Source organism: Burkholderia sp. 4NA327C6 (assembly GCF_005502655.1).
In the GTDB taxonomy this organism is placed as follows: Bacteria; Pseudomonadota; Gammaproteobacteria; order Burkholderiales; family Burkholderiaceae; genus Burkholderia; species Burkholderia contaminans.
On the sequence record NZ_SCNZ01000021.1, the window covers coordinates 1 to 20,859 of the forward strand.

Sequence of the window (20,859 nt, forward strand, 5' to 3'; positions counted from 1 at the left end):
GTTCTTCAGGTACTGGATCGCGACGGTCGCAACCGCACTGTCCGATGCGATGACCGCCGCGTGCGACTACTACCGCAAGCAGTTGCGCGGCGCGACCGTCGCGATCCAGTACCTGAAGAACCGGGGCCTGACCGGCGAGATTGCCGCGCGCTTCGGGCTCGGCTATGCGCCGGACGGCTGGCAGAACCTCGAAGCCGCGTTCCCCGACTATCGCGACGAGTCGCTCGTCGAGGCGGGGCTCGTGATCGTCAGCGAGAAGACCGATGCGCAGGGCGTCGCGCGCCGCTACGACCGGTTCCGCGAGCGGATCATGTTCCCGATCCGCAACGTGAAGGGGCAGGTGATCGGCTTCGGCGGCCGCGTGCTCGGCAGTGGTGAGCCGAAGTACCTGAACTCGCCCGAGACCCCGCTGTTCAACAAGGGCAGCGAGCTGTACGGCCTGTTCGAGGCGCGGCTCGCGATTCGCGAGCGCAAGTACGTGCTGGTCGTCGAAGGCTACATGGACGTCGTCGCGCTCGCCCAACTCGGGTTCCCGAACGCGGTCGCGACGCTCGGCACCGCATGCACGCCGATTCACGTGCAGAAGCTGCTGCGCCAGACCGATACGGTCATTTTCAGTTTCGACGGCGATTCGGCCGGGCGGCGAGCGGCCCGGCGCGCGCTCGAGGCTTGCCTGCCGCATGCGGGGGACAACCGCACGATCCGGTTCCTTTTTCTGCCGGCCGAGCACGATCCGGACAGCTACGTGCGCGAATTCGGCGCGGACGCGTTCTCCGAGCAGGTCGAGCGCGCGATGCCGCTGTCACAATTTTTGCTGAACGAAGCAATTTCCGGCAAGGCGCTCGATCAGCCGGAAGGCCGCGCGAAGGCGCTGTTCGATGCGAAGCCGTTATTGCAGGCGCTCCCCGCGAACGCGTTGCGCGCGCAGATCATGCACATGTTCGCCGACCGCCTCGACATTCCGTTCGAAGAGGTTGCGGGGCTGTCCGACGTCGATACGCGGATCGCGGCACCGCCGCGCCAGGCGCCTGCGCGCAGCGAGCGGCGCCGCGTGACGGACAGCGAAAAGCGCGCATTGCGCACGCTGGTGATGCATCCGCGCATCGCGTCGCAGCTCGACGATGAGCAACTGGCGACCCTGCGCGCGTTGCCGCGCATCGGCGAACTGTTCGCGGAAGTCGTCGATCATGCGCGCGCGCTGGGCGACGGCGCGGAGTTCCGGCTGCTGTCGGATGTGCTGCGGACGTCCTCGAATGGAGCGACTTACGAGGAAATCTTCCGCGAAATTCTGGACTATGATGAAAACGTCCGTGATTTGCTGTTACAGAATCCGGAAGACGAGACGGTGCCCGAGCGGCAGCGTGAACAGGAACGGATCGCGGCGGAGGAACTGCAGGCGGCGGTGCTCAAGATGCGTTACGACGCCTGCTGCGACCGGCTTGACAGGCTGGCGCGGCAATCCACCTTCACACCCGAGGAATTGGCCGAATTGACGGAATTGAACCAGCAGCGAACCGACATGAAGCGTCGGCTCGGGCTGTAGGCGGCAGGGGAGCTTAGAGAGGGCTCCCCAGCGTGCTATAATATAAGGTTTCCAGCGGTTTGTTTTCCAAGCAAAGGCGAGAATCGCGATGGCAAAGACGACAGGCGGAAAGAAAGCAACAGGCAAGGGCTCGACGGAGCCGACCAAAAAGGTCACAGCGGCCAAGTCTGCTTCTTCCACCAGGACAACGTCTTCAGCCACGTCAGCTTCTGCAGGAAAGAAAACCGCGGCCGGCACTGCTCAGGCTGCGCCGGCGCCGGCAGCCAGAACACGGGCTGCCGCCAGACCCGACTCCGGGCCGGCCAAGCCGGCGGCGAAGCGGGCAAGTGCGAAAAGCGCAAGGGACACGACTGCCGCCGCGGACGAAACGGCAGTACGTACTACTCATGCACCCACGGTTCAACCGGCTGTCGTCCAGCAGCCGCGAGTCGATATAGCCGGTACGGCGAACTCCATGACCAAAAAGCTGAACGAAGTATCCGTCGAAGACGACGCAAATCAGAGCGACGAGCAGCCCGCAGCAGCAGCGGCTGCACCGGGCAAATCCAAGGTGCGCGATCGTCGCGCCAAGGAAAAGGCGCTACTGAAGGAAGCGTTCGCGACGAGCACGCCGGGTACGGCCGAGGAGCTCGAAGAGCGCCGCGTGAAACTGCGCGCGCTGATCAAGCTCGGCAAGGAGCGCGGCTTCCTCACGTACGCCGAAATCAACGACCACCTGCCGGACAACTTCACCGAGACCGAAGCCCTCGAGGGCATCATCGGCACGTTCAACGACATGGGCGTGGCGGTCTACGAGCAGGCGCCGGACGCGGAAACGCTGCTCCTGAACGACAACGCGCCCGCCGCGTCGTCGGACGATGAAGTCGAAGAGGAAGCGGAAGTCGCGCTGTCCACCGTCGATTCGGAATTCGGCCGCACGACCGATCCGGTCCGGATGTACATGCGTGAAATGGGCACGGTCGAACTGCTCACGCGCGAAGGCGAAATCGAGATCGCGAAGCGGATCGAGGACGGCCTGCGCCACATGGTGATGGCCATCTCCGCGTGCCCGACGACGATCGCCGACATCCTCGCGATGGCCGAACGCGTCGCGAACGAAGAGATCCGCGTCGACGAACTCGTCGACGGCCTGCTCGATCCGAATGCTTCGGACTCCGCCGATACCGACGGTTTCTCCGCGAAGGAAGCGGAAGCCATCGAGAACGAGGACGAGGAAGCCGAAGAGGAAGAGGAAGAAGAGGAAGAGGAAGAGGAGGAGGACGACGGTGCCGCGCAGGCATCGGCCAACGCCGCCCAGCTCGAAGCCCTCAAGCGTGCGTCGCTCGAGAAGTTCTCGCAGATCAGCGAGTGGTTCGACAAGATGCGCCGCGCATTCGAAAAGGAAGGCTACAAGTCGAAGGCCTACCTGAAGGCTCAGGAAACGATCCAGAGCGAGCTGATGACGATCCGCTTCACCGCGCGTACCGTCGAGCGCCTGTGCGACACGCTGCGTGCGCAGGTGGACGAAGTGCGTCAGGTCGAACGCCAGATCCTGCACATCGTCGTCGACAAGTGCGGCATGCCGCGCTCGGAATTCATCGCGCGCTTCCCGGGCAGCGAGACCGATCTCGACTGGGCCGAGAAGATCATGGCCGAAGGCCATTCGTACAGCGCGGTGCTGTCGCGCAACATCCCGGCGATCCGCGAACAGCAGCAGCGCCTGCTCGACCTGCAGGCGCGCGTCGTGCTGCCGCTGAAGGACCTGAAGGAAACCAACCGCCAGATGGCGGCCGGCGAACTGAAGGCGCGCCAGGCGAAGCGTGAAATGACCGAGGCGAACCTGCGTCTCGTGATCTCGATCGCGAAGAAGTACACGAACCGTGGCCTGCAATTCCTCGACCTGATCCAGGAAGGCAACATCGGCCTGATGAAGGCGGTGGACAAGTTCGAATACCGTCGCGGCTACAAGTTCTCGACCTATGCGACGTGGTGGATCCGTCAGGCCATCACGCGCTCGATCGCGGACCAGGCGCGCACGATCCGTATTCCGGTTCACATGATCGAGACGATCAACAAGATGAACCGCATCTCGCGGCAGATCCTGCAGGAAACCGGTCTCGAGCCGGATCCGGCAACGCTCGCCGAGAAGATGGAGATGCCGGAAGACAAGATCCGCAAGATCATGAAGATCGCGAAGGAGCCGATCTCGATGGAAACGCCGATCGGTGACGACGACGATTCCCATCTCGGCGACTTCATCGAGGACACCAACACGGTCGCTCCGGCGGATGCCGCGCTGCATGCGAGCATGCGCGACGTCGTGAAGGACGTGCTCGATTCGCTGACGCCGCGCGAGGCGAAGGTGCTGCGGATGCGCTTCGGTATCGAGATGAGCACCGATCACACGCTCGAGGAAGTCGGCAAGCAGTTCGACGTCACGCGTGAGCGGATCCGTCAGATCGAGGCCAAGGCGCTGCGCAAGCTGCGTCACCCGAGCCGTTCCGACAAGCTGAAGTCGTTCCTCGAAGGGAACTGATTTCCAGCGTCTCTTGCGAACGCCGCCGGTATCCGCGTGATGCCGGTGGCGTTTCTCTCCTTTGTTGTTACAATGCCGGCCCGGCTTCTTCGTCGGGGCAGCGTGTGACACGCTTCGCTTCTCATCAGGGCTTGTAGCTCAGCGGTTAGAGCAGTCGACTCATAATCGATTGGTCGCGGGTTCGAACCCCGCCGGGCCCACCAGATTTCATGCGCGCGTTCGCGTAGCATGCCGAAAACCCGCGATGGCTTCATGCGTCGCGGGTTTTTCTTTGCGGGCACGCGTGACTCATGTGGTGATCAGGAAGTACCGAGAGGGTGCCGCGCGACCGTCAATCGAAGTATGCTGTAGCGCGGCCGTTCCACGCGCGACACCGGTTGCGGCCGAAGGAAAACCAGACAGCCCCGCGATCCATCCGGCGGCGAAAATAAACAGCTTCGGCCGGGAGTGGGACGGCAATCATGACCATGCTGCGTTCGTGGGGTGCGCTTCTTTCGTTGCTGGCGCTCGTTGCATGCGCGAGCCTGCCGCCGCAGGCCGAGCGCGCGCAGACGCACGCATACACCGATACCGACAACACGCGGCTGGGTGTCGCGTTTCGGCAGCAGGCCAGTACGCATCCGGGGCAGGACGCGTTTCATCTGCTGACCGATCCGGTCGATGCGCTGGATGCGCGCGTGTTGCTGGCCGATCGCGCGGATCGCTCGATCGACCTTCAGTACTACATCTGGCATGACGACCTGACCGGGCACGAACTGGCCGACGCGATCATCCGCGCGGCCGATCGCGGCGTGCGCGTCCGTGCGCTGCTCGACGACCTCGGCACGAACGCGGACGATCGCAAACTGCTCGAGATCAGCTCCCATCCGAACATCGAGATCCGGCTCTTCAACCCGGTTGCCACGCGCCGGTTCAAGAAAATCGGCACCGTGTTCGAGTTCTCGCGCGTCAACCGGCGCATGCACAACAAGGCGATGATCGCGGACAACCAGGCGGCGATCGTCGGTGGCCGCAATATCGGCGACGAGTATTTCGGCGCATCGTCGATGCTGGAGTTTGGCGATCTCGACGTCGTCGTTCACGGCCCGGTCGTGAAGGACATCTCGACCGAATTCGATACGTTCTGGAATTCCCCGTACGCGTATCCGATCAGCGCGCTGGTCGGGCATGACGCGGCGCCGGGCGGGCTGGACCGCGAGCGCGAACGGTTGCGCGACTACCTGAGGGCCATGGAAGACAATCCGTACGTGCTCGAGGCCAGGCAGCGGCTCGACCGGATCGTGCATGGGCAGGGTACGGAACTGTCGTGGGGGCACGCGACGGTGCTGTACGACGATCCATCGAAGATCGCACATGCGCCGAAGGACAGCGACGGACACCTGATGCCGCAGTTGCGGGCGCTCGCATTGCAGCCCGAACATGACCTGCTGATCGTGTCGCCGTATTTCGTGCCGGGCAGGGAGGTCGTCGAGCGGCTGCGTGCGCTCACGGCGCGCGGTGTGCGCGTCACGGTGCTGACCAACTCGCTCGCGTCGACCGACGTCGCGGCCGTGCATGCCGGCTACCGGCACTACCGAAGCGATCTCGTGGCGGCCGGCGTGCGGCTATACGAGCGGCGGCCGTCGGGTGACAAGAGTATCTCGAAGCAGGTCATCATCGGGTCGTCGCGTGCGTCGCTGCATGCGAAGACCTACGTGTTCGATCACAAGAACATTTTCATCGGTTCGATGAACCTCGATCCGCGCTCGCTGAACCTCAACACGGAGATCGGCGTTTACTGCGAGAGTCCGGCGATTGCGTCGCAGGTGGCCAACGATCTGGAGGCGCGGCTCGATCGCATCGCGTGGCGGGTCGAATTGAAGCCCGATCCGGCGGGCAACGGGCGGCTCAAGTGGATTCAGACCGATTCGGACGGCACGGTCACCGAGCTCGATCACGAACCGGAAGTGTCCGCCCCGCGCCGCATGGAAGTCTGGTTTCTCGGGCTGTTTCCGATCGAGTCGCAACTGTGAGCGACGATGCCGCGCGCGGCATTCATCAACGCGTGCGGCCGTGCTGCTCGATGACGGCCGCGAACTGCATCGTCGCGGTCTCGATCGTCGTGTCGCTGAGCCCCGAGTATCCCAGCACGAAGCCGTTGTACGGCCGGCCGTCGCCGACCCGATAGCTGCTCAGCGGCTGAAGCAGCACGCCATGCGCGGCTGCGGCGCGGGCGACGTCGGTATCGTGCAGCGGCATCGCGAGATCCGCCGAAAGATGCATGCCGCCCGGGCTTTCGCGAACGCTCAGCACGGCGCCGAGGTGGCGGGCGAGTGCGGCTTCGAGGCTGCGCCGCCGTTCGGCGTACAGCGTCCTCATCCTGCGCAGGTGTCGCGCAAAGAGGCCGGTGTCGATGAATTCGGCCATCGCCAGTTGATCGGCCGAGTGGCCGCGATGGACGAGTTCGCGCAGCGTGCGGGTGAAGCGGTCGACCAGGATCGGCGGAACCACCATGAAGCCGAGCCGGAGGGCGGGAAACATCGTCTTGCTGAAGGTGCCGAGATAGCAGACCGGTGCGTCGGCATCGAGGCCCTGGATCGCGGGCAGCGGCTGGCCGCCGTGGCGGAACTCGCTGTCGTAATCGTCCTCGATGATCCACGCACCGCACGCCCGTGCGTGCTCGACGAGCGCCGCGCGCCGCCGGGGGCTCATCAGTGCGCCGAGCGGGTACTGGTGCGACGGTGTCGTATAGATCAGCCTGGGCGGGCGGGTGTGCCACTGCTCGTCGGTTGGCGCCATTCCTTCGTGGTCGACCTCGATCGGCACGAGCTTCAGGCCGGTCGACCGGAATGCGGTTCGGGCGCCGTTGTAGCAGGGGTTCTCGAGCCAGCCATATTCACCGGGATTCGCCAGCATGCGTGCGCACAGTTCGAGGCTGCTTTGCGTGCCGTCGGTGATGAATACCTGGCCTGTTTCGCAGCGCACGCCGCGCGAGACCCGGATGTAGGCGGCCACGGCACGCCGCAATTCGGGCAGCCCTTCGACCGGGCCATAGGCGAGCTGCGCGGGCTTGACGGCTCTCCACGCGCGCTCGATGCAACGGCGCCATTGGGCAACGGGGAATTCGTCGAGCGATGGGAGGCCGGGAATGAACGGCAACATGCGTTCGGGTTCGGGATCGACGTTCTCCAGCCCGTGCACGCGCTCGGACAATCGAGCCGGGGCCGGGCCGCGTTCGATTCCTGCACTGGAACGGCCGCACCCGTCCCATTGCGTGATCGTCCCGTTGCGCGTGGCCGCCACGAAGCCTTCCTCGGCAAGGCGCTCGTACGCATAGACCGCCGAATTGCGCGCGATACCGAGCTCGGCCGCAAGTACGCGCGTCGACACGAGCCGCGTGCCGGGCGGGATGTGCCCGTCCAGCAGCAGGTTGCGCAGGCTCCGGTAGAGGGCTTCCTGCTGGCTGTGGCGCGTCGAGCCGTGCTGTCTGGAAAGCGATGAGACGAGCAGCGCGAGATCCATGGGCTGGTTCCAGAATTTTTCGTTGAGCTGGTTCTTTTGAAGATTCGACGCGCGTCGTATCGTTCACGTTCACGTGGTGCTGGCCCGTGCGCGGGCATGTCCAGCGATCGTCACGGATAGCGGCACGCGCGTATTTTGATCGATTTGGCAAGCGACTGTCGATGGGATGATCGACAGGTCATACGCGAGTGGAAGCTCTTGCGTTCGATTCTATTAACTTCGTAGTGCAAATATATTTGGAGTGAATGCCCGTGCTTTGCCGAAACGTGGGCTGCTCGATGCGCGCAAGGGCGCGCAAACAGGAAAACGAAACATGAAAGACCAGGCCGTCATCTCCCCCACGTCCCGCACCACCATCCGCCGCCTGCCGGAACTGGCGAGCCACGATCGCGAGATGCTTCATCGCATCGTGGACGAGGCCTACGTGTGCCACATCGCATTCGGTTCGGGCGAGGACACGCACTGTATCCCGACCGCGCACTGGAGACGGGGCGATGACCTCTATATTCACGGGTCGAACGGTAGCCGGATGATCAAGGCATTGGCGGCGGGTGCGCAGGCTTCGGTCGCGATGACGTTGCTGGACGGTCTCGTGTTGGCCAGGTCGGCCTTCAACCATTCGATGAATTACCGATCCGCGGTGATCTACGGGCGATTCGAGACGGTGGAGGGCAGTGCGGACAAGCTGGCGGCCCTGGATGCATTGATGGACAAGATCGCGCCCGGTCGCAAGCATGCCGCGCGGCCCGGCAACGAGAAGGAAATCAATGCGACCAGCGTGCTGCGAATTGCGCTTGCGGAAGCAGCGGTAAAAGTCAGCGATTCAATGCCGTCCGACAAGGAAGAAGATCTCGCGCTTGCTGTCTGGACGGGGATCCTGCCGCTGAAGATGACGCGCGGTGCGCCGGTCCCTGCCGAGGGCAACGTGCCGGTACCGGATTATGTCCGGAACTGGGAGGAGTAAGTTGCGCGGCAAGGCCGTGCGGCTTCGCACGGCAACGAGACGCGTTCTTGCCGGCCGGCAGTGCGAATGCCGCGCTGCCGTCACGGCGTGCATTTCACTCGGTGCGATGCTCATGCGTCTCGTGCGGCGGATGCGACTCCGCAGGGTGCGGATGCGGTGCGGGCGCGTGCTCGGGGGCCGGTTGCCGAGGTTGCGGTGCCGCGTGTTCTCGCGGTTGCGCTTCGTTGTGCGGTGGCGCCTCTTTATGCACTTGCTGCGGAGTCTCGTTGCGTTGCTGCATGGCTTCGCGCTGCCGTTGCTGCTCCGCATCGTGTTGCTGCAACGCCTCGCGCTGCTGTTGCTCCGCTGCGTTGTGTTGCTGCATTTCCTCGCGTTGCTGCTGCTGTACGGCGTTGCGCTGTTGCATCGTGTCGCGCTGCTGCTGAGCCTCGTTGCGCTGTTGCTGCTGCTGGGCGGCTGCACGATTTTCCTGCGCGGTGTGCTCCTGCTGCATTGCCTGCTGCCGCTCCTCGCGCATCGCACCGGGCGCATGTTGTCCCGGTGCTTCGGCATGCAGTTCATTCGCCCGGTTCTGCGCGAACGCGTCCGGCGACGGCCGCGCGCCGGGGCGCGCGTCGTTCGCGCCGAAGTGCGGAATCGTCATCGGCACGGCGCCCGGGTGTTGCTCCATGGCCTGCCCGCGCATCGGCTCTGCGCCCGGCTGCATCGTGTTGCGTTCGATCGTCGTATTCGTCGTGTTGTTGGTGACGTTGCCGCCGTAGTTGTTCGTGATTCGCGTGTTGCGGATGTTGGTGATGTTGTTGATCACGGTGGTCGACTTCGACACGTACGTGGTGTGGTTGTACACCACCGCGGGGCGCTGCCAGCCGCCATGCCAGCCGGGGCCTTCCGGACGAGGTGCGCCCCAGTTCATGCCCCATGCATGCCAGCCCCAGTCGTGGTGCCCGAAGATCGCGGCGCCGACGGCGATGCCGACGCCGAACGTGATCACGCCGGCGGTAACGATTTCGCCCGTGCTGTATGAAGGCGGCCGGTACACGTAGCCGGGGTAGGCCGAAACCGGCTCGCCGTAGACGACCGTCGGGTTGTACGACGGGACATAGACGACCTCCGGCTGTGCCGATTCGATCTCGATGGCCTGCGCGGGGGGCGGCACGATCGCCGGCCCGGCGTAGACGACGGGCGCATCGGTAGCCGGGGTATAACCGGTCGGTGCGGCCTGCGCGACTTGCGTGACCCGCATCTGGCCGCTCGAGCGGAGATGGCCGGACGTCTGCGCGCGCTGGCGCATCACCTGGATCGCGTTCATCACGTCGGTCGGATCGTTGTAGTACGCCTGGCCGAGCGACGTGGTCCAGGCCGGATTCGACGCCATCTGCGACAGCACCGCGGGGAACGCGGTCAATGCCTTGACGGACGGATCCCACGGCTGCGTATCGGCGGCGGTTGCGAGTGCCTGTCCCTTCAACGAAGGATTCTGCGTGACCCAGTTATTGGCGGCCGTGACCTGGTCCGGGTACGTTGCCCCCGCCAGCACGAGTGCGACGAGCTTGTCGGGGAACAGTGCGATCGGCGCGACCATCTGGTAGAGCTGGTCGGCAGTCGGCGGCGTGTAGGCAATGGGTGCCGACGCGGGCTGCGCCGCCGCGGCCGCGCTCGCGTCGCTGGCCGGAGTGGCGGCGCTGCTGTCGCCGTTCCTGTTGCAGGCCGAGAGGCCGAGCAGCGACACGATGAGGGACGACGCGATCAGCGTTCTGACGGGGCGGTGTGCACGTGTGTTGTTCATGTTGTTCGTTCGGTGTTGTGTCGGCGTTGGCAGGCACGCGGGCCGCGCGACCGGCTTGAGCCCGGTATCGCGACCGTTGTCGCATGCTCCGGGGGCATCGACCGGGGCAGGCGGTGAGGCCGTGTTCGCATGGTGGTCGTTCCGCGACGAATCGATATACCCAGTTAAACGCACGACACGCACGTAAGTTGTCTGCGTGTTGTGTAACAGTGTGTGTGCCTTGCAGTTCGTAAGCGGGCGGTGCTGCCGGGGTAATGAACATGAAAGTTGCTTGCGCAACGATTGCAAGGTCGGTGAGGGCGTCGTCGCACCGGGAGCTGCTCCGCGACAGTAAGCGGAACGCAAAAAACCCGCGAAGGCCTTGCGGCCCTCGCGGGTTGTTCAAGCGATCACTTCCGGTTCCCTGCATGCGCTGCGGTGCGCATGCGGGACCGGAGCAGTCATCGATCCATCAGCGTGCGAAATCCGACGTGCCCTGGATGAACGTGTTGAGCTTCGAGATGTTCACGCTGCCGAAGCCCGTCGTCGCGTCCCAGCCGGCCTTCGCCTTGTAGCCGTAGGTGCCGCTGCCGTTGTTGCCGGACGTGACGTCGTGCAACAGGGCCGCGTTGCTCGGGAAGTACTTGTAGAAGCTCGACGCGGGAAACCCGAGCGCATTGTTGTTGGCGGACTGCAAGCGCGCCCAGATGCCCGTGAAGATCGGCGCGGCGAGGCTCGTGCCGCCTTCGTTGTTGAGGTAGCCCGAGCCCCACAGCGTGTCGGACGTCTGGCCGTTGACGACGAGAATCGCGCCGGTGCGCAGGTCAGCGTCGAAGCCGACGTCAGGCAGCGCGCGCTTGGTCGATCCCGTGAGGCTCGACGATTGCCAAGCAGGCGCGGCTTCGTACTTGCTGTACCCGCCGCCCGTCGACCACACGGTGCCCGGCTGCCAGCTCGGATCGTTCCAGACGATCTCGCTGTTGTAGGCGTTGGTCGACGTATTGGTGAACAGCGTCGTGCCGCCCACCGCGATCACGTACGGCGACGTTGCCGGCTCGCTCACCGTGTAGGTCGAGCGCGACGGCGTGCCGCTCGCACATTCGTACGCGCCATGGTCGCCGGCGGATACCGAGAAGGTCTGCCCCTGCGCGACTGCCTGCTTGAAGATGGTGTCGTCGGTGGCCTGCGAGCCGGTGCTGTTCGCGGACGATTCGCACACGCCGAGCGACACGTTGATCACCTTTGCGACGTTGTCGGTTACGGCCTTGTTGTACGCGGCGGTGATCGCCGTGAGCGTCATCGACGGCGCGACGTAGAACACGACCTGCTTCACGCTGCCGCCGGCCGCGCCGACGATCGACTGGCTGTCGAGGTTCCATTCGACGGTGCCGTCGGTGTCGGTGTACGAACTGCCGGACGGGCCCGTCTTCACAATGCTGCTGCTGATCGTGCCGAGGCTGTTGTTTGCGGCGAACGTATTGAGGTCGCTGACCGTCTGCGACAGGTCGCCTTCGGAGATGATGCCGACGGTGGTCTGCGAGGCGGTCGGCGTGCCGTCGCCGCCGTAGATCGACGAGAATTCGGTCGGGTTGTGCGGCACCGCCGACGCGCCGGCCGGAATCGCCAGGTTGCTGGTGTTGCCTTGCGGCTGGCTGCCCGCGCCCGTATGCATCAGTTCGACGTTCTGCAGGCCCAGCACCGAACCCACGACGCCGCCGATCGCATTCGGCACCTGCGCGGCGTCGGTATTCGCGTAGACGCTGCGGCCGTTGCGCGTGAAGCGCTTGAGCGTCGTGCGGAACGCGGACTTGATGGTGGCCGCGGTGCCCGACGCGGAAACCAGCAGACGGTTCGGCGCGACTACGATGTTCACGAAGCCTTCCTTGCGCAGATGCGCGACGACCGAGGCGACCTGCTGGTCGGTCGGCGCATATTGCGCCGCGAACTGCGCCGGCGTGAGGAACTGCCGGTAGTGCGGCGAACCAGGCGTATGCAGGTCGTGCAGATACTGGTCGAGTTGCGCCTCGTTGCGCAGGTTCAGCCCGAGCACGATGTCCACCGATTCGCCCGGCGCCATCTCGACGGCTGCTGCTGCAGCGGCGGCCGTGCTTGCGGCGGGCGCGCCGGCCGTACCGGCTTCGCTTTGCTGCACGAGCGGCAGGAAACCCTTGGTGTGCGTCTCCGTCCAGCCGGCCGCAGGCGCGGCGTGGGCGGTCGCCATGCCGAACGATGCGGCGGCTGCGGCGGCGAATGCGAGTTTGACGAAGCGATTGTGCTTTTGATTCTTGTCTGCAACCTGATTCATTTGAATTACCCCTCCGGTTGAACATCGAACAGCACGAACAACAACGGTCGACAGCGATGCGGGTCATGCACCGCCGATTTCTGTCGCACGCATGCGGATGGCACGGACGCGACAGGGCCTTTCGCCCGATCCGGAAAGGTGTTTTTTCTCCGGGGGCGAAATACGGAAAACGCGGTAACGGGAAGGCTGCGCCTCGACGCGACGCAACTGCGCCGGACGTGACGCGGGCGGGATTGCTAGAGCAACAGTTTCGTTGTCCTGCTCATTTTATTCGGTCCTTCGGCCCGCTGCCGGATGGCAGTCGTCCAATGAGATGCATCGGGATGTTGCATGCGCCGGCGCGCGAACGATACAGCCGGCGGCGAGCACTGCGGTGCGGCGGAAGCGAAAAACGTGGAGCGGAAGCGGTTGTGTCGTGAGCAATTCGTCAGATTGCATCGGACGGTATCAAGAACGAAAGCGAGGTGTCAAACTTTTTTTGATTATATGAAACTAAATTAAAGCGAATATGTGAAATGTTTTTGAAAAGATTGGCGGTGTTTTGTAATATTCGAGGCCACCAAAGAAAGTAATTCGGAATTCGTTTTGCCGATCGTTTCTGGTTTGATGCGTAATGGGTGCAATTCGCCGATCGGGTTCGAGGCGGGACTCGAATTGCAGGGGCGTGCCGGAGAAAGCCCAATCAGCGGGCGGCGGCACGCGAAGCATGAAGTCGCGAAGTGTCCGACGTTACGCATGTCGGCCGAGTCAACGAGGATCGAACCTGACGTGGGTCGCGCCTTTCTTTGCCCGGTATGGAATCGGTCAGCCCGATCCGGGCCGGATCGCGTTCTACCGGCTGCTCGACGATTTTTTCTGATACCTCGGGGGCTCGCGGGCGATGCACGAAACAGATTTCCTGTCCCGCGCATTGTCCTGTTTCGTAGTACTCCTGCTTTTCAGGCGAAATTTTTCACGTTCTCTACGTATCTCCTTCGTCAGTCGTGCTCGCGCCCTGTGTAGGCGAAACGGAGGCCGTCGCCGAGCGTGCACTGGAAGACCTGGGCCGGCGCGACCGGCTGATACGTCGTTGGTGAAAGCGAGCGCACAGTCACCGTCGCGCTTTCATCCTGCATGACGCGGTACTGGATCAGCTCCAGTACCGGCGAGCCGCTGGGCTGGACGGTAAGGTGCTGATTGGCGAATGCGAGCGTATTGCCACCGACTTCCATGAAGTCGCGTATCGCGAAGGCGCCCGATACGGTGGGCACCGTTACCTTCGCCTGAGCCGGCTGCGCGTTCTGGCACTGGGTCGGTGAAAAGATTGCAGTCACGGTCACGCCGGCAAACAGCCGCGTGCGCAACTGTCGATACGAATTGACGTTGTCCGGCTGGGGGCTCGCGGCTGTTGCCGCGAGACTGGTTGCCGCACCCGCGGCAACAAGAACAATGGCGAAGCGATTCAGCATTTTCCTGTCTCCGTGCGATGAAACCACGGGCACGATAGCACGGTGCGCAGGCATTATTCAGACGGTTCGGTCACGGCGGCTACTGCCTCGCACCTGCATGCCGCAGCGCGTCCACGGCTTCCGTGTTGTCGTGCGACCGCGCGAGCTGCAGCAGCGACTGGCCGCGCCGATCGATGTGATTCGGATTCGCGCCACGCGCGACGAGGAGCGGAATCAGGTCGAAACGATTGAACAGCGTGGCGAATCCCAGCGCGGTTTCTCCGGCACCGTTCGTCTGGTCGATCGGGCATGACGTATCGATCAGGCGCCGCGCGATGTCCGGTTCGTTCCTGAAGAGGGCGCCCATCAGCGCCGTGTTGCCGTGACGGTCACCGGTGCACGCGTTGGCGCCGGCCGACAGCAGGTAGTCGAGTGCGGTGGGCTGGCCGTCGTAGGACGCGAGTATCACGGCCGTATAGCCGTGGCTGTCGGTGGCATCGACGGGATAGCCGGCTTCGTGCAATGCGCGCAGGATGTCGACGCGTCCGACACGGGCGGCGTCGAACCAGTCGCCGTCGTAGCGGCGCAGCGCGGCAGGGTCGGCCGGCGAGTATGCCGGCTGGTCGGGAAGGTGCGCGCAACCGGTGATCGCGGCCAGAGCCAGGACCGTTGCGGTCGCGCGGATCGCGTGTGTCAGGCGTTTGGATTGCATGAAGATGTCCTGATGGGGGGAGGGTCGACGTGCGTGGTACAACCCCGCACGTCGACGGCAACCTGAATCGCGGGATCAGTTCTCGCTCAGCTTTGCGGCGAGCGCTTGCACTTGCCCGACGTCGGCGTGAACGGCCTGCGCGAGACGCGTGCCGTAGTCGGCATCGGCCTTGTAGAAGTACGACAGCATCGCGTACTGGTTGTGCGCGTTCGTCACCTTGCCGAGATCACCGGACAGCGCAGTGATCAGGTCGTCCTTGTCCTGCTGCGACAGGCCGCGGTAGTACTCGCCTGCCTGGCGGAACCTCAGCTTCTTGTGGATGGCTTCCTGCTGCGTCGTGCCGTTGAGCGCCGTGCGAACGGACTTGTACTGCGGATCCGGTGCGAGTTCATGCAGCGTGGACGGTTCGTAGTTCACCTCGCCCTTGCGGTCGCCGGCGTTCATCTTGCCGTCCTGGTTGTTGTTGACCACCGGCACGACGGGCCGGTTGATCGGCAGGTCCATGTAGTTCGCGCCGAGCCGGTACATCTGCGTGTCGGCGTACGCGAACAGCCGGTCCTGCAGCATCCGGTCTTCGGACGGTTCGATGCCGGGCACGAGCCGCGACGGCGCGAATGCCGATTCCTCGGTCGACTGGAAGTAGTTGTCGGGCACGCGGTTCAGCGTCATCGTGCCGATCTTGCGCTCGGGCACACCGGCCCACACCTTCGTGTCGTCCAGCGCATCGAAGTCGAAACGGTTCAGGTCCTGCGGCGTGAGCACCTGCACGTACAGATCCCACTTCGGAAAGTCGCCTTGCTTGAGTGCGCCGTACAGGTCGTTCGTCATCATGTTCCAGTCGCGCCCGATCGATGCGTCGATCTCTTGCGGACGCAGCCCGTGCACGCCTTGCTGGCTTTTCCAGTGGAACTTCACGTAGTGCACGTCGCCGTGCGCATTGACGAACTTGAACGCATGCACCGCGAAGCCGTCCATGTGACGATACGAATCGGGCATGCCCGCATTCGTGTACAGCATCGTCAGCATGTGCGTCGCTTCGGGTGTATGCGCGAAGAAGTCGAATGCGAGGTTTGGATCCTGCACGCCAGTCACGGCGCTCGGCTTGTTCGCGTGAACGAAGTCGGGGAACTTGATGCCGTCGCGAATGAAGAACACGGGCCAGTTGATGCCGACCATGTCCCAGTTGCCCTGTTGCGTATAGAACTTCACCGCGAAACCGCGCGGATCGCGCGCCTGTTCAGGTGAGCCGCGATAGCCCATCACGGTGGAGAAGCGCACGAACACGGGTGTGCGGGTGCCGGGCGTGAAGACCTTCGCTTTTGTCAGGTTCGAGATGTCGGCGGTCGGCACGAACTCGCCGAATGCACCGGTGCCGCGTGCATGCACGACACGTTCAGGAATGCGCTCGCGATCGAAGCGCTGCAGTTTCTCGATGAGTGCGGAGTCTTGCAGGAGTACGGGGCCGGCAGGGCCCGCCGTCTGCGAATTCTCGTTGTCGCCGACGGGGGCACCCGTGTCTCGCGTGAGTTCGGCAGCATGGGGGGACGCGGAAAGTGCAACGCAGATCGCAGCGATTGCGTGTCTCAGCACGCGATGGGAGGATGAGGACATGACGATGGAACTCCTTGAATCCGATCGATGGTGGGGAAGCCGACTGAATTAGAAGAGATCGTCAGACGATTGGCTAATTGATATTGGATATGTTTCCGATAGCGGCGGCGTCGATGTGGCGTGAGCGCCGTTTTCATCGGCGCGGACGATGAATATTGTTGCGTGCGCAATGGGTTGTTGCGTCGCGCATCGTGAAGCGGGCCGTGAGCGTCGAACGTGGACGCATTGAAGTCTTGCGATTCGCATATCGCGTATCGGCGCCGCAACAGCCTCGACCAACCCGGCCGTGCGGCACCGATCAACTCGGCATCAACCCGCGCCCGCTTGCCACCCGAGCCCGAGGTTCTTCTGCAGCGACACGTAGTCCTTGATCAGCTCGGCCTGCCCGGCGATCACGTTCTGTTGCGCGGACAGCGCTTCGCGTTGCGTATCGAGCAGGTCGATCATCGATGCGACGCCCGCGCGATAGCGCTCGTCCATCAGCGCCCGGGAATGCACGGCCGACGTCTGCACCTTGGTGAGCGCAACGACGTGTTCGCGCTGGTGCCCGTAACGCTGTAACGCCGTGTTGGCATCCTGCAGGGCGCCGAGCACCGCCTTCTGATAATTCGCTTCCGCTTCGTCGCGTGACGCTTCGGCCGCGCGCACCGCGCCGCGCGTGCGTCCGAAGTCGAGAATGTTCCATTGCAGATACGGCGCACCGACCCACGTGAAATTCTGCTTGCGGAACAGGTGGCCCGGGTCGGTCGCGCTGAAGCCGAGATCGCCGAGCAGCGTCACCTTCGGGAAATAATCGGCGACGTGCTCGCCGATTTGCGCGTTGCTCGATGCAAGCCGGCGTTCGGCCGCGCGAATGTCGGGGCGCTGCTTCAGCAGCGTGGCCGGATCGCCGATCGCGACGCTGCCGGGCAGTGTCGGCAGCGGCGCGTCCGGTGTCGACAGTGCTGCGTCGAGTGCACCGGGCGCGCGGCCCGTCAGGATCGCCAGCCGGTCGAGCGACTCCGTGACTTGAGCATCGAGCGGGATCAGCGACGCGCGCGTGGTTTCGACCTGTGTGGTCAGGCGCTCGAGATCCACGTCGGCCGCGACGCCGCGCGCACGGCGCTGCTGCGTGAGTTCGAGCATCTGTTGCTGCAACTCGGCGGTGCGCCGCGACAGCGCAAGCCGCTGCTGCTGGTCGCGCAGGTCGACATACGCATTCGCAACTTCGGCCGCGATCGACACCTGCGTGTCGGCGAGATCGGCATCGACCGCTTCCGCCTGCGCGGATGCTGCTTCGACCGCGCGGCGCGTGCCGCCGAACAGGTCGATTTCCCAGGTTGCGTCGAAGCCCGCCGAATACAGCTGCAGCGGGCCCGAGCCACCCAGCGACGGCGAGGTGCCGCTCGATTGGCTCGAACCGTTCGACGGCAGCAGCGAACCGAGCGCGCTGACGTCCGGCTCGCGCATGCGGATGGCGGCGACGGTGGCCGACGACTTCGGCAACTGGGCCGCACGTTGTTGCGAGAGCTGCGCGCGCGAGGCGCGCAAGCGGGCCTGCGCCGCGTGCAGATCGGGGTTGTACGCGAGCGCGGCGGTGATCAGGTCGTCGAGCTGGCGATCGTTGAGCGCATGCCACCATGCGCTCGGCGCGGGCGCAGCGGGGTCGACGCCGGTGGCAGGCGCGCGCACGAAGGTCGGCGCATCCGGTGCGGCGGGCGCGCCGCGGTAGTCGGGGCCGACCGTGCAGCCGGCGAGCAGGCACGCGGCCGCGCACAGCGTGAGCGCAGGGCGGCGGGGCAGGGAGAAGGGTTTCATCGCGTAAGACGGTTCAGTGGCCGGACGACATCGGCTGCGGCCCGCGCGGCGTTCTCAGCAGCAGCGCGAGCGGCACGCAGGCGAGCAGCGCGAGGCCCAGCAGATAAAAGGTTTCGGAATAGGTCATCACGACGGCCTGGATCTGGATCTGCTGCGCCAGCTGTCCGAGCGCGCGCATGTTCGAATACGCGAGATCGCCGGTGTGCGAGAACCAGTTGGCCGCGTAGGCCGACAGCCGGTCCTGCCCGATCAGCGAGTTCGCCGTCACCGATTCGCGGAGCGCGGCCGTATGGAAGGTCGTGCGCCGGTCGATCACGGTACCGATGATCGCGAGCCCGATCGAGCCGCCGAGATTGCGCGCCATGTTGTAGAGCCCGGCTGCATCGCCCGAATCTTCGCGTGCGACGGCTGCCATCGATGCCTGGTTGAGCGGCATCATCGCGAGCATCTGCGCGACGCCGCGGATGAGTTGCGACCAGACGAAATCGTGGCCGACGCTTTGCGCAGTCAGGCTGATGTCGAGCATGCAGCTCAGGCAGAACAGCAGCAGCCCCGAGATCACGAGAATGCGGAAATCGACCTTGCCGAGCAGGCGCGGCAGGATCGGCATCACGAGAAACGCGGGCAGCCCCGACAGCAGCATGATCGCGCCCGCCTGCTCCGCGTTGTAGCCGGCGACGATCGCAAGAAACTGCGGCAGCAGGTAGGACACGCCATACAGCCCGGCACCGACCGCGGACACGATCACGATCACGCTCGCATAGCGCGGGTTGCGCATCAGCGACAACCGCATGATCGGCCGCTTCGCAAAGATCTGCGACAACGCGATCAGGATCATCCCGGCAAGCGACACGACGCTCAGCGTGACGATCATCTGCGATTCGAACCAGCGTTCGCGCTGGCCTTCCTCGAGCACGACGGTGAGCGAGCTCAGGCCGATCGCGAGACCGCAGATCCCGAGCCAGTCCGCGTTCAGGAATGAATGCCATTGCGGGCGGTCCGACGGCAGCCCGAATATCAACAGCGCCATCAGCAACAGGCACACCGGCAGGTTCAGGAAAAAGCACCAGCTCCAGCTCACGTTTTCCGCGAGCCAGCCGCCGAGCACGGGGCCGAACAGCGGCCCGAGCAGCACGATCAGGCCGAACAGCGTCATGCCGACCGGCAACTGCGACAGCGGCAGCCGCGTGCGGATGATGGTTTGCGCCGTCGGGATCAGCGCACCGCCGGTGAAGCCCTGGCCGATCCGGCCGGCGATCATCATCGGCAGCGAATGCGACCAGCCGCACATCATCGAGAAGGCAATGAACAACGCGGAGTTCGTCAGCAGGAAATTGCGCAGCCCGAACACGCGCGTGAGCCACGCGGCGAGCGGGATCATCACGATCTCCGACATCAGGTAGCCGGTCGAGATCCACGTGCCTTCGGTGCCGGTTGCGCCGATTTCACCCTGGATCTGCGGCAGCGCGGAGTTCGTGATCGAGATGTCGAGGGTCGCCATCAGCGCGCCGAGCGCGCCGGCCGCGACCGCGATCCAGTCGGTCACGCTCGCGCGGCCTTCGTGCGGCGGCGTGGGCATCGTGGCGGACGGCTCAGCCATGATGCGTCTCGTCGCGGGCCGAGCGCGTATCGACGTCGACCGTCACCGACAGCCCCGGCAGCAGCATGCGCTGCGCGCGGGCGTTCGCGGCGAGGCGAATGCGCACCGGCACGCGCTGGACGATCTTCGTGAAGTTGCCGGTCGCATTCTCGGGCGGCAGCAGCGCGAATTGCGCGCCCGTGCCGGGGGCGAAGCTGTCGACCACGCCGGACAGCGCGCCGTCCGGCAGTGCGTCGACGTGCAGTTCGACGGGCTGGCCGATGCGCATGTTGCCGATCTGCGTTTCCTTGAAGTTCGCGACGAGGTAGATCGCGTCCACGGGCACGACGGTCAGCAGGCGCGTGCCGGGCTGCACGTATTGACCGACGCGCACCGTGCGATCGCCGACGCGGCCGGCGAGGGTGCTGCGCACGATCGTGTTGTCGAGGTCGAGCTGCGCCTGGGCGGCGCTGGCCTGTGCGGCTTCGAGCTGTGCGCGCGCCTGCTGGAGCTGCGCGGTGTACGACGCGATCTGCGTGCGGGCGGCAGCGATCGACGCGTTGTTCGCGGCGAGCGTCGCGGCCGCCTGATCGCGCGTGCTCTTCAGGTCGGCCACGCGTTCGTGCGTTTCCGCGCCCGTCGCGGCGAGCGGCGCATAGCGCGCGTATTCGTCGCTGGCGTGCTGCGCGTTGATGCGCGACACCTTCGCCTGTGCGTCGGCCTGCTCGAGATTCGCATGCTGCTGGCTGATGTCGGCCTCGGCGCGTGCGATGTCGGCACGGCGCGCGTCGACGGTCGCAAGCGATTGTGCAAGTGCGACCTGGTACTGGCGGACGTCGAGCCGCACGAGCGGGTCGCCGGCTTTCACGGCCTGGTTGTCGCGCACATACACGTCGGTCACGTAGCCGGCGACCTTCGGCGCGGCGGTCATGCTGTCGGCCTGCAGGTACGCGTCGTTGGTGCTTTCGATGAAGCGGCCGACCGTCCACCAGCGGCCGAGCCAGACTGCACCGCCGATGGCCGCGAGCACGGCGACGACGAGCAGGACGCGCCGCTTCGTGCCGTTGCCGTTTCGCGGCGTTGTTCCGTTTTCCTGACGATTTGCTTTCTGTGGCGAGTCTTGCAGCGTCGACATGCTGG

13 protein-coding genes and 1 tRNA gene are annotated in these 20,859 nt (G+C 64.7%); 5 read left to right on the top strand and 9 right to left on the bottom strand.

Annotation, left to right across the window (positions count from 1 at the left end):
• From dnaG to FFS49_RS21350, 4 genes are all read left to right on the top strand, one after another.
• On the top strand, positions 1–1,543 hold a 1,543-nt coding region (gene dnaG / locus FFS49_RS21335; protein ID WP_137951016.1), incomplete at its 5' end, for a DNA primase.
• A gap of 88 nt (positions 1,544–1,631) precedes the next feature.
• Positions 1,632–4,058, top strand: a complete 2,427-nt coding sequence (gene rpoD, locus FFS49_RS21340; RefSeq protein ID WP_137909896.1) for an RNA polymerase sigma factor RpoD — start codon at positions 1,632–1,634, stop codon at positions 4,056–4,058.
• 127 nt (positions 4,059–4,185) lie between these two features.
• Positions 4,186–4,261: transfer RNA gene (locus FFS49_RS21345), tRNA-Ile, on the top strand.
• A gap of 258 nt (positions 4,262–4,519) precedes the next feature.
• Positions 4,520–6,070, top strand: a complete 1,551-nt coding sequence (locus tag FFS49_RS21350) for a phospholipase D family protein (protein ID WP_105818900.1) — start codon at positions 4,520–4,522, stop codon at positions 6,068–6,070.
• 25 nt (positions 6,071–6,095) lie between these two features.
• Here FFS49_RS21350 and FFS49_RS21355 read toward each other — a convergent pair whose 3' ends face one another.
• Positions 6,096–7,559: a PLP-dependent aminotransferase family protein gene (locus FFS49_RS21355; RefSeq protein ID WP_105818899.1), complete on the bottom strand. Its 1,464-nt coding sequence runs from the start codon at positions 7,557–7,559 to the stop codon at positions 6,096–6,098.
• A gap of 313 nt (positions 7,560–7,872) precedes the next feature.
• Here FFS49_RS21355 and FFS49_RS21360 point away from each other — a divergent pair, with 313 nt between their 5' ends.
• On the top strand, positions 7,873–8,523 hold the full coding sequence (locus tag FFS49_RS21360; RefSeq protein ID WP_071332914.1) for a pyridoxamine 5'-phosphate oxidase family protein: 651 nt from the start codon (positions 7,873–7,875) through the stop codon (positions 8,521–8,523).
• 94 nt (positions 8,524–8,617) lie between these two features.
• Here the strand turns inward: FFS49_RS21360 and FFS49_RS21365 are convergent, their stop codons facing one another.
• The 8 genes from FFS49_RS21365 to FFS49_RS21405 all read right to left on the bottom strand — a co-directional run bounded on the left by FFS49_RS21365 (position 8,618) and on the right by FFS49_RS21405 (position 20,854).
• On the bottom strand, positions 8,618–10,309 hold the full coding sequence (locus tag FFS49_RS21365) for a DUF3300 domain-containing protein (protein WP_105818898.1): 1,692 nt from the start codon (positions 10,307–10,309) through the stop codon (positions 8,618–8,620).
• Positions 10,310–10,760: 451 nt separating this feature from the next.
• Entirely contained in the window at positions 10,761–12,593 is a 1,833-nt protein-coding gene (locus tag FFS49_RS21370) for a S53 family peptidase (protein WP_039358153.1), read from the bottom strand.
• A 977-nt stretch (positions 12,594–13,570) separates the two neighbouring features.
• Positions 13,571–14,041 (bottom strand): VirK family protein, encoded by a 471-nt coding sequence (locus tag FFS49_RS21380; protein ID WP_105818897.1) that lies wholly within the window; start codon positions 14,039–14,041, stop codon positions 13,571–13,573.
• A gap of 79 nt (positions 14,042–14,120) precedes the next feature.
• Complete coding sequence (locus tag FFS49_RS21385) at positions 14,121–14,732, bottom strand: ankyrin repeat domain-containing protein (RefSeq protein WP_105818896.1); 612 nt, start codon at positions 14,730–14,732, stop codon at positions 14,121–14,123.
• Between the two features lie 75 nt (positions 14,733–14,807).
• On the bottom strand, positions 14,808–16,343 hold the full coding sequence (locus tag FFS49_RS21390) for a catalase (RefSeq protein WP_105818895.1): 1,536 nt from the start codon (positions 16,341–16,343) through the stop codon (positions 14,808–14,810).
• A gap of 309 nt (positions 16,344–16,652) precedes the next feature.
• The gene (locus tag FFS49_RS21395; RefSeq protein ID WP_105818894.1) at positions 16,653–18,140 is read right to left on the bottom strand and encodes an efflux transporter outer membrane subunit; all 1,488 of its coding nucleotides are present in this window, start codon (positions 18,138–18,140) and stop codon (positions 16,653–16,655) included.
• A 13-nt stretch (positions 18,141–18,153) separates the two neighbouring features.
• Positions 18,154–19,740 (bottom strand): MDR family MFS transporter, encoded by a 1,587-nt coding sequence (locus FFS49_RS21400; RefSeq protein ID WP_039358167.1) that lies wholly within the window; start codon positions 19,738–19,740, stop codon positions 18,154–18,156.
• Positions 19,733–20,854, bottom strand: a complete 1,122-nt coding sequence (locus FFS49_RS21405; RefSeq protein ID WP_105818893.1) for an HlyD family secretion protein — start codon at positions 20,852–20,854, stop codon at positions 19,733–19,735. Before FFS49_RS21405 ends, FFS49_RS21400 begins: the two co-directional genes overlap by 8 nt.
• Between the last annotated feature and the right edge of the window lie 5 nt (positions 20,855–20,859).